Here is a 10034-nt window from a genome sequence, read left to right on the forward strand (position 1 = left end):
CTTAAACCGGGCCTCCGCCTCTTCCTTAATTGTTCTGGCGATGGCTTTGTGAGTTATTACTACAAAGTCATCATCTCCTACATGGCCTATAAAGTCTTCAGGGTTGCCGGTTTTATCCACAATCTCCCCCAGCATTCCTCCCACAAAGCGCAGAACATCGTTCCCAGCCACAAATCCGTAAACTTCAGTGAATTCCTTGAAGTATTGGATGCCGAAGAATAGAAACGCCCAATCTTTCCGGGGTATAAGGCTTCTGAGCTGTTCTTCCACCAGTCTGCTACTGGGAAGGCCAGTAACGGGATGGCTGAGATTTTCCCGGGCAGCCCTCTGGATTGCGTTCCTGACTTTAAGGCGCAGTTCATCCAGATCAAAGGGTTTGATTATGTAATCATCAGCCCCAAGCTCAAGCCCCGCCAGCTTATCGGACCTCTCATCCCTTACAGTCAGGAAAATAATGGGGATGTGGCTTGTGCGGAGATGGCTTCTTAGCTGCTTGCAAACTTCGTATCCGTCTATATCTGGCAAATTTATATCAAGGATTATGAGGTTGGGGTTTTTCTTGCGGGTCAGCTCTATCCCTTCTTTACCTTTGTAGGCGATTTCCACCTCAAATCCCTGTTCACTGAAGTTAATTTTAAGCATTTCGGCCAGGTCCCGGTCGTCTTCTACGATGAGAAGCCTCCCTTTTTCCATAGTTCTCGCTCCTTATTTATACAATTGTGGGGACAAAACCATGTTTCCTGGCTATCTTCTCTATCTCTTCCACCTTTTCCAGGCTTATGTCCCTTCCCAGGGTGTAATCCTCAAACCTTCCTTCCATGGCCAGAGCAATGGTTTCAGCTATGCACGCGTAGATGTAGCCCTGCGGAAGTCCGATATCTACCCCCAGTTCAGGATTACCGGGCGTCTTGACAGTCCCTCCCCTGAGAACCACAAGGTCTTTCCTTAGTTTGACTTCAGCGGAAAGGTTTGGGGGGATGGCGATATCACATATTATAGCCCCTTCTTTAAGGTGCTCAGGCCAAACCAGAGGCTTAGCCGAGCCGGCTGCGGTTACTATCACCTCAGCTTCCCTGAGTAAGTTTATGTCGGTTGTAACTATGGTTTCATTGCTGTTTGCCAACGAACCCCTGACTCTCTCCAGAGCTTCAGGATTTCTGCCTATTAGTATAATCCTCTTAACTTTGGGAGCAAAAAACTTGGCTAAAGCCTTTCCTATGGAGCCTGTGGCCCCCAGTATGGCCAGGGTGGTTTTTTCCAGATTTAATTTCCTCTTTTTGATGGCTTCTTCAATTATTTTGGCTGATGCAGCTACGGTGTAAGAATTGCCGGTGGTTACAGGTATTGAGAGCTCACGGGCTACCGTTATTCCTGCATCCCCCACCACCGAAGTAAAAGCCCCAAGCCCCACAATTTGAGCTCCAAGCCTTTCAGCCAGGCGCCCAGTAGCGATTATCTTGCGGTAAGCAAAATTAACGGGAACTTCCAGCATCCTTTTGGCGGTAAGTGGGCAGGCCAGGAACCAGCCTTCTACTTCTTCACCCGTGAATTCCGAACGTATGCCCCGCACTTTAGAAATTACAAGCGGGGGGAAATATCCCGAAAGGAAGTGGATTAGAGACAGGGGCAAAACTGTCCCAAGCAGGGGGAATTTCTTTTTAACATCGCCCCTTGGGTCTATGGGATGGATTATGAAAGCGAACTTAGCCTTCGGCATTGTCTTTCACCTGGGATAAAGGCGCTGGTGTTTATAGCCTCCTCTAAGGTGATGGTGATCGCTTTCCTCGTAATGGACGTTTCGGGTAATGACAGCTCTGTTCTCGGAGCGTATCAGTATCACGTCAGATTCTACGGCCCTCCCCGGATAAAATAACAAACCCGAACCGATGCGGCAGTTATGGCCTATGCAACACCCCAGAACGGGCAGGTTGGTGGACTCAAGGCCGTTTTCTCCCCAGACATGGACTGGTTTGGGTATGAGGTTGAAATCAGTAAAAATTGTGCCCGCTCCCACAAAGGAATCTCTCCCTACAACGCAAAGCTGAAGGACGGCGTTCTGGGCTACCATGGAATTTTCCATAAGAACGCTCATGAAAAGGGATGCCCTGAAGGGCAAATAACAACCATCGCTGATCACGCTCAGGAGAAGGTGGCATCCCTGCATTATGTTTACGTTGTTGCCAATAAGGCAGTTAGAGATGACCACACCGGGCCCGATGGTGCAGTTATCACCTATGTAAGTGGGCCCCTGGATTATGGCTGTTGGGTCAATTTGAGTGTTTTTGCCCACTTTTACCAGTTCTGAGCATGATAGGAACTGTTTTCTTTCCAGGATGGAACGGAATAAAATTTTCAACTTCACCGAAAGTTTATCGGCTTCCTTTTCCATCCTGGCCCCTTCCGCAAAGATTCCAAAGGCTACGTTGGCAAAGTAAATGTGGACCCAGTGTTCTATGGAAAGGAAGGCTTTGAGGGGAATGTAGTAAACCAGGTCTCCGGGAGGAGGAGCCATGTAAGTTGGGACGTGATAGAACCCTATTTCTCTGGCCTCAGTATCTATCACCAGAGGTTCCGCCTCTTCCTTTACTCCACGGGGGAAGTACCACATATCGGCCACATATAGATCGCCTTGGCGTTGTATCCCTTTCTGAAGCAGGAGGGCATAATTGGTTATGGCCTTATCGGAAGGGGAAAAAGCCACCCGACAGGGTCTGCCCTTTTTCCTGGCCTCCGTTATGAAAGTTTCAAAGAAGAAACGGTCAAAGTAGAGGTTTTCCCTGTAAACTAGGGTCTCTTTTTTGTCGACGGGTATTTCAAAGAAAGAGTTTACCTCCAGTTCCTCATCGCAATAAGGGGCCAAAACATCATGCTGATAGAGCCAGAGGGGCTTGTTCATAACCCGCAGGTCTCTGGCAGGCTCATTAAAAGGGAAAATTTTCCTGCGCTCTTTTATGATAACTTTGCGCATTTATTCCTTAGGAGTTTTAGATATCCTGAAACGGCAAGCCTCATCACCGACGGCAATGCAGTTTATTTCTACCACTTCAAAATCTTTACCTCCACTCCCCCAACGCAGCCCTTCTTCCAGGATTCCAACAGCTGCATGGCAACAGGGAGAATCAGTGTGACGCCCCCAGCATACGGGACACCGTTCGTTTATCCAGATAAAATAGTGCTCATCTTCCTCAAGCCGAACAATCTGATCGCTGAAGCGATTGAAGGTTTCAGCGAAAGCGTTGAGACCCACCCTCATTTTGACGTTTAACGGCAGAACTCTCAGGGCCAGGTCAGCCATTCCCAAGACAGCTCCGAACTCTTTAATGCCATACTTAAAAGTGGCGCTACCAGCTTTATGGGCCAAGATACGGCCGCTTCTCACGCCGTAGAGCCTTTCGAGGGCCTCCTGAATGGCAGCGAAAGCCTCAAAGCTGAACTCTTTGTTAAGGTTATTGGGAGGAAGCTTATCCACAAGATATGATAAACCTGCTTCAGTAAGAACGGCGTTAACCCCAGCCCTTCCAAGGGCTTCTTCCAGCCCCATAAGGTAAGCTCTTGCCATTTTGTTGGGATAGTAATACTGGGGGGAGCTTTCTCTATTTTTCTCCATTTTTCCCTCCTCTCAGGTTTGTCAGGAGAAGCCGGTTGAAAGCCGGCGGGTCATCCAGCATGGGAAAGTGGCCCCAAGAAGGTGAAACGTAGACTTTTGCTCCGGGTATTTTCTCCACAAGTTTTGCCTGGCTCGGTTTTACTATGTTATCCCTGAGACCATAGATCCCAAACACAGCGGATTTAACCCCGGCAATGTAGGGTTTGAGGTCGGTATGGTAGAGGGAGTTTATGCTCTGAAAGAAAGAGGCTAGAGTAGTTCGGGAGAGGTCTTTCAATAGCATTTCGTACCATTCCTGCCATGGACGGGTTGTTCTGGGGGCCAAAGCCCTGAGAATGCTGCGGAAGAACCAGGGGTTATTCCAGGCCACAAAGGCGATTTGGGGAACAGCAGCCATTTTCAGAAGAAAACTCAGGGATTTGCCTTCAATGGGTGAACCCACCACCCCCACTTTTTTTACTTTATCAGGCCTGCGGAGGGCTATGCTCAGAGCCACGGTTCCTCCCATAGAATGGCCCACGAGAGAAGCTACCTGGATTCCAAGTTTGTCCATGAAATCCAAGACCAGGAAGATAAAATCTTCAACCCGGAAGCTTTCCCTTCTCCGGTCTGATTCTCCAAAGCCCCAGAAATCCAGGGCGTAAACCCTGTAACTTGAAGAAAGCCCCCTCATGGCTTCAAGCCAGTAGCCCCAAGAGCCAAGCCAGCCGTGAAGGAAAATAACTGGCTCCCCTCGCCCCAGAACCTCATAATGAACCACTCCCTGCTCCGTCACTACTGAAGGCAAAGTTAACCCTCCAATACTTCCAGGACAAGGTAAAGAAGTTCTAAGAGAACCCTTTTCACGCTTTCTTTCTCGGTGGCAACACAAGGTATAACTTTGACATTGCTATTGAGGCGGAGAGCTATCCGGATATCCTCGGGGGACCAGGCATCCGGAAGGTCTTGTTTATTGGCTGCTACTACGTAGGGAGTTTTTGCGTAGCGACGGAACACATCGAGGATGTAGCGGGCCTCCCGGAAGGTTTGAGGGCTTGTGCTATCTACCATCACTACAAACCCCAGCATACCCTCGGAAAGGATATCCCACATGAAATCAAAGCGCCTCTGCCCGGGAGTCCCGAACAGGTAAAGGACGAGGTCTTCATCTATTGTGATTCGGCCAAAATCCATTGCTACGGTAGTCTGCTCTTTTACAGCTCGCAGTTCATCTGTGATCTTTCTCTCAGTGGAGACGACTTCTATTTCGCTGATAGTGCGGATGAACTGGGTTTTTCCCGAATTAAAAGGGCCAGTCACTACAATTTTTACAGCCTGCATTACGGGCTCCTCACAGGCGTTTTATGCGATCTATAAGGCGCTGAACCAGGCTTTTGCTCACCCTGGGTGGTTCCTGAATGGCAGGGGGTATACCGGGAGGTGGGGCTTTTGGGCCTCCGGGAGGAGGAACAAGTTCCACAAGCCCTGCGGAAAGGAGACCGTAAACAATTTTCCTTATCTGGTAATCGCTCATGGAGTTGTAGCGGGCTATCTGACGGATAGTGTTTTGAGGGTTGATGTAGGAAATAACGCGCCACTCATCCACCGTCAGGTTTATGTTACGGACAGTAGCCCTGGGGTTCTCGGCGAACTTGAGAGCCATGTCCAGGTCCGGTATTTCTTCCTGAAGGAATTCTAGTTCTTTCTGCCGCCTTGTTCCTTCCAGGATCAGGTTGGCTAAATCTATGGAAACGGTAAGGTGATCTCCGTCTGGCAGAACGTCCGGCTCAAAAGAGAAGCGGCCAGTTTGCCAGGTGAAAAGTTCGTAGACGATTTCTAGGAAATGTTTCTGGAGGCATTCCAGAACATCCTCTTTGGAGATGTATCCAGCACTTATGGCTAAGAGGGCCTTTTCTTTATCGGATTTCAGGTGTGACCGGGCTTCAATTTCTTTGACTTGTTCTCGGGAAAGTTTACCTGCTCGGTACAGAAGGTTCAGGATGCTCTTTTCTTCTGAATCTTTGATGGCGTAAATAAGCTTTCCCCCTTTGAAGTAGAGGGTGACTTTTTTGCCATCCTGTTCCAGGGTTAGGGCTCCAGTTTTGCGGGCCAGGTGAACCAGGTTGAAGAGCTTGGTTATATCAAAATCCTCCAGCTTCCCTTTTAAAGCCATAGATTTCCCCCGGGGCTCTCGAGCCTTTTGAGTTATATGATAGCACGGATAGCTTCTATTTGCAAATCAACTTAAATTTGAGGTTAAGACACGAGTTGTGACAGTAGAGGCCATGACACACAGACCTCCCGATCTTTTCCACGAACCAGAACAAGCCTTGGGAATATCTTTCAGGAAACCGCTGCAGTTTGAAGCTCGGTGCAATTTGCACCAGCCCGCACTGATCTCGGACAGAAGCTAAGAGCTTTTGACATTCCCTCCTCCTTGCTTTAAAATTAGCCTGGAAAAGGCGGGGGTAAAATGAGCGTTGTGGAAGAAATCAAAGCCAGAGCCGATATAGTAGAAGTTGTAGGGCAATATGTCCCTCTCAGGAAAGCGGGGCGCAATTTCAGAGCCCTTTGCCCTTTTCATGCTGAAAAAACCCCTTCTTTTTATGTTTTCCCCCACACTCAGAGCTGGCACTGTTTCGGGTGTAAAGCGGGTGGGGATGTTTTCTCTTTTGTCATGAAGAAAGAAGGGCTTGAGTTCAGGGAAGCCCTTCAGCTCCTGGCTGAAAGGGTGGGGGTCAGGCTGGAAGAGAAGCCCCCTAAAGAAATGGAAAAAGAAAGAATTCTGAGGGAAATAACTTCAGTGGCCGCTGATTACTATCACCGCCTTCTGCTTCATCCCGAAAAGGGAGCTAAAGCAAGGGGTTACCTGGATAAAAGGGGGATTAGCCAGGAGGCGATAGAAGCCTTTAAGCTTGGTTATGCTCCTTCAGAATGGCACGCCTTAGAAGATTTTATGGTAAATCTCGGCTACAGGCGGGATTTACTTTACGAAGCCGGCCTTATCGTCAAAAGAGAAGGGGGAGGGTTTTACGACCGCTTCCGGGATAGGTTGATGATTCCTATAAAGGACGAAGCAGGAAGGGTTGTGGGATTCGGGGGAAGGACTCTCGCTCAGGAAGAGGAGGATGTTCCGAAGTATTTGAATTCTCCTTCAACCCCCATTTTTGACAAAAGCCGGCTCCTCTTTGGGCTGGACATGGCAAAAGAGGCCATAAAGGCACAGGATATGGCCATAATAGTGGAAGGATATTTTGACGTGATGCAGGCCCACCAGAAGGGGTTCAGGAATGTGGTGGCCTCCATGGGCACTTCAATAACAGAAGCACAGCTGAGGCTTTTGTCCCGCTATACTAGGCGTTTCACCCTTGCCCTTGATCCTGATGTAGCCGGAAGCGAAGCCACTATAAGAGCCCTCCAGATGGCTGAGGAAGTTCTGGAAAAAGAAATAAAGCCCACTTTTGACCCAAGGGGTTTCCTCCGGTTTGAAGAACGCCTCAACGCTGAAATATTTATCCTGAGCCTCCCCCCCGGCCGGGACCCCGATGCCCTGATTCGGGAATCGCCTGACGAATGGCGGGAAGCTCTGGAAAAGGTTACCCCGGTAGCTGAGTTTTTCATCCAGCTTCTTTCCCAGAAGTTCGATCTTTCCTCTCCCAAGGGCAAAGCCGAGGCTGTGAGAACTATAGTTCCCATTCTCAGAGCCATAAAGGATGAAGTGGAAAGGGAGCATTATATCTACCGCCTGGCCAGAATTGTGAAGGTTGATGAGGGGATAATCCGCAGGGAGCTTGGGTCCTCAGTGAAGGGCAAAATTTACCTTTCTTCCCAGAAACAGGCCCGCAGGACAGCGCTTGGCCTTGAGGAATATGCTCTGGCCAGATTTATGGAGAACCCCGGGCTCCTCGGTTTTGTAGATGAAAAAATGATGGCGATGGGTTTCTACCCCCTTAGCGAAGCTGACTTTTCCGAATCCGAGAACCGAATTCTCTTCAGTCTCTGGAAGGTAGCTTCAGGAAAAGAGGGAAGAAGGCTTGAGGATTTCCTGGAAAGTTTAGATCCCATCCTCAAGGAGCGGGCTTTTGCCATTCTGGATAGAGCCGGAAGCTCGCCGCCAACCCCCCTTGATAAAGTGGAGGAAGAGATCCTCTACTGCGCCCTGCGGATGCGGGAACAGAACATCCGCTATCACCTTCAGGAATTGCGGTTCCTTCAAGAAGAAGCTATGGAACAGGGCGATGAGGAAAGTCTCAGCTATTACCGGGGTTTGATCAAAGCGCAAGCGGAGGAATTGGCGTCCCTTCACCGCTCTATGTCCCGCTACTATAGCCGAAGGCGGGAGGCTCGATGACCGACAAATTCCTGGAGCTGGAAGATTTAACGGGAGAAGGGGTAGAACCGGGGGATAGTGCGGTCCAGATTTACCTGAGGGAGATAGGGAAAATCCCCCTGCTCACCCCGGAAGAGGAAAAGGAGCTTGGACTCCTCATTCAAAAGGGGAGGATGGCTGAGCAACGCCTTAAGAAGGGCGATCTTCCTCCCCTGGAGAAAGCGCGTCTGGAAGCTCAGGTCAGGACCGGGGAGATAGCTAAGCGCCGCCTGGTCCAGGGTAACCTTCGCCTTGTGGTGAGCATCGCCAAGCACTACATTGGCCGTGGGTTGTCTTTCCTGGATCTAATTCAGGAGGGGAATCTGGGCCTTCTCAAAGCTGCCGAGAAGTTTGATCCCCGCAAGGGGTTCCGCTTCAGCACTTACGCCACATGGTGGATAAGGCAGGCTATCACCAGGGCAATAGCAGATCAGGCGCGCACTATCCGGATTCCCCTTCACATGATGGAAAATATACAGCGCCAGCTTAACGTCCACAGGATGCTGACCCAAAAGTTAGGTAGGGAACCAACAGCAGAAGAAATTGCCCTGGAAATGGGTCTTCTGTCTTCAGAGGATATACAGGCCATTAAGGAGGCCGTAGAGCAGGATAAACCCATTCCTCTGCCTCTTCAGAGGAAATTGCAGAAGGCTGCGGCCAAGGTCCGAAGTATAGTCATGGCCGCCCAGGAGCCTGTATCTTTAGAAACACCCATAGGAGCCGATGAAGACACTTTCCTTGGGGATTTCATAGAGGATACTTCAGCCCCCGCTCCTACCGACGAAGCCTTTAGAGAAATCTTAAAGGAAGAAATCCAGAAAGTTTTAAAGACCCTGAGCGATAAGGAGCGGGAGGTGTTAGAGGCACGCTTTGGTCTCAAGGATGGGAAACCCAAGACTTTAGAGGAAATCGGACAAATGCTTGGGGTCACCAGGGAGAGGGCTCGCCAGATAGAGGCCAAAGCTTTGCGTAAGTTGCGCCATCCCCTCCGAAGCCGCAAGTTAAAAGATTTTCTCCTTTAAAGAGGATTGAGGGGGTCAGAGGAAAAGCCTGCTTCTCTTAAGGCTTCTTCTATTGCTTCCCTTAAGGAGTCGTCCCCTTCTTCAAGGAAATTCAACAGGATTCTGCGGGCTTCGCTTCCTCCAATGCTTCCCAGGGCCCAGATGGCGGCTTCTCTTACTTCGTAATCTTTATCTCTGGCAAGGGTGGCCAGAATTTTCACTGCCTCTTTAAGGCCCATTTCACCGCACGCTCTCGCTGCTTCGTAGCGAATCTCAGGCTTGGGGTTACGCAATTCTTTGAGAACGAAAGCCTGCCATCTGGGATTAGCGTTCTTCCCCATAGCGAAGAGGGCGCTGGCTTTCATTTTATCGCTGGGATGGTGGTAGGCTTCTTCAATGAGTTTGAGGACCTTTTCGTCATCCAAAGCTGAATAGGAGAGAGCTTCTATGGCTCTCCTTTTAACTTCCAGGTCATCCCCCTGAGCCGCTTCCATAAGGGCGGAATATACCAGCTGGCCGTAGTAATTATCAAGTTTGCTGGTGCCGGCGCGCAGGAGGAAGCGCCCCAGAGAAGAAGCGGCAGCTGCTCTCACCTTGTTAGAGGGGTCTTTTTTCAGGAGCTTAACCAGGGGAACAACAAGCCCTGGGTCTTCATCTTCCCACAGTCCTTCCAGGGCTTGGAGCCTGACTTCTTCATCCTCATCTTCAAGGCAGATGTGAAATAGGTAGGAGAAGTCAAGGCTACAATCTTTTTCGCTTGCTTCTACTAAGGCGTTTATAATTCTTCTGCGGTTTTCAACGGGTAAAGTTTGCCAGACTTCCTGGAAGCTTCTGGCTTCTTCGCGGCTCAGTCCGGCAAGGCCCGCTAAATATCGGGATCGCCACGGTTTAGGATCTTCGGCCAGCTTTCTGAGTATTTCCTTTACTTCCAGCATTGCATCCTCCATTTCCCGATTCAATTATAATCAAAGTCTCTTCTGAATTCAAATTTTAGTGTGTTGATGCAATCCTCCTGCGGGAGAAACTGAGAAAGCGTGGAGATTTCTGGAGGCTTCGCCCCCTGGACCCCCAGATTTTC

The 10034-nt window shown here is 49.7% G+C and carries 10 protein-coding genes; 2 read left to right on the top strand and 8 right to left on the bottom strand.

The genetic code is table 11. The annotated features are described in order from the left end of the window. The 7 genes from NZ653_09450 to NZ653_09480 all read right to left on the bottom strand — a co-directional run. Positions 1-693: response regulator (locus NZ653_09450; protein MCS7287344.1), on the bottom strand; the 693-nt coding region annotated here is incomplete at its 3' end. Positions 694-709: 16 nt separating this feature from the next. Further along, the gene (locus NZ653_09455; GenBank protein ID MCS7287345.1) at positions 710-1717 is read right to left on the bottom strand and encodes a shikimate dehydrogenase; all 1008 of its coding nucleotides are present in this window, start codon (positions 1715-1717) and stop codon (positions 710-712) included. A 6-nt stretch (positions 1718-1723) separates the two neighbouring features. Further along, entirely contained in the window at positions 1724-2968 is a 1245-nt protein-coding gene (locus NZ653_09460) for a multidrug transporter (protein ID MCS7287346.1), read from the bottom strand. Beyond that, on the bottom strand, positions 2969-3607 hold the full coding sequence (locus tag NZ653_09465) for a 4-vinyl reductase (GenBank protein MCS7287347.1): 639 nt from the start codon (positions 3605-3607) through the stop codon (positions 2969-2971). It abuts the gene before it with no gap. Beyond that, positions 3594-4394 (bottom strand): alpha/beta hydrolase, encoded by an 801-nt coding sequence (locus tag NZ653_09470; GenBank protein ID MCS7287348.1) that lies wholly within the window; start codon positions 4392-4394, stop codon positions 3594-3596. Before NZ653_09470 ends, NZ653_09465 begins: the two co-directional genes overlap by 14 nt. Positions 4395-4396: 2 nt before the next feature. Next, a complete protein-coding gene (locus tag NZ653_09475) occupies positions 4397-4927 on the bottom strand; it encodes an ATP/GTP-binding protein (protein ID MCS7287349.1) in 531 nt (176 codons plus the stop codon). Positions 4928-4937: 10 nt separating this feature from the next. Further along, on the bottom strand, positions 4938-5759 hold the full coding sequence (locus NZ653_09480; GenBank protein MCS7287350.1) for a DUF4388 domain-containing protein: 822 nt from the start codon (positions 5757-5759) through the stop codon (positions 4938-4940). 300 nt (positions 5760-6059) lie between these two features. Here NZ653_09480 and dnaG point away from each other — a divergent pair, with 300 nt between their 5' ends. Both dnaG and NZ653_09490 read left to right on the top strand, forming a co-directional pair. Beyond that, the gene (dnaG, locus tag NZ653_09485; GenBank protein MCS7287351.1) at positions 6060-7937 is read left to right on the top strand and encodes a DNA primase; all 1878 of its coding nucleotides are present in this window, start codon (positions 6060-6062) and stop codon (positions 7935-7937) included. After that, complete coding sequence (locus NZ653_09490; GenBank protein MCS7287352.1) at positions 7934-8977, top strand: sigma-70 family RNA polymerase sigma factor; 1044 nt, start codon at positions 7934-7936, stop codon at positions 8975-8977. The genes dnaG and NZ653_09490 overlap by 4 nt, the downstream gene beginning before the upstream one ends. Here NZ653_09490 and NZ653_09495 read toward each other — a convergent pair. Beyond that, the gene (locus tag NZ653_09495; protein ID MCS7287353.1) at positions 8974-9891 is read right to left on the bottom strand and encodes a HEAT repeat domain-containing protein; all 918 of its coding nucleotides are present in this window, start codon (positions 9889-9891) and stop codon (positions 8974-8976) included. The two genes, NZ653_09490 and NZ653_09495, sit on opposite strands and share 4 nt — an antisense overlap. Positions 9892-10034 lie beyond the last annotated feature (143 nt).

The sequence above is a fragment of the Anaerolineae bacterium genome (assembly GCA_025062375.1).
Lineage (GTDB): Bacteria > Chloroflexota > Anaerolineae > SpSt-600 > SpSt-600 > SpSt-600.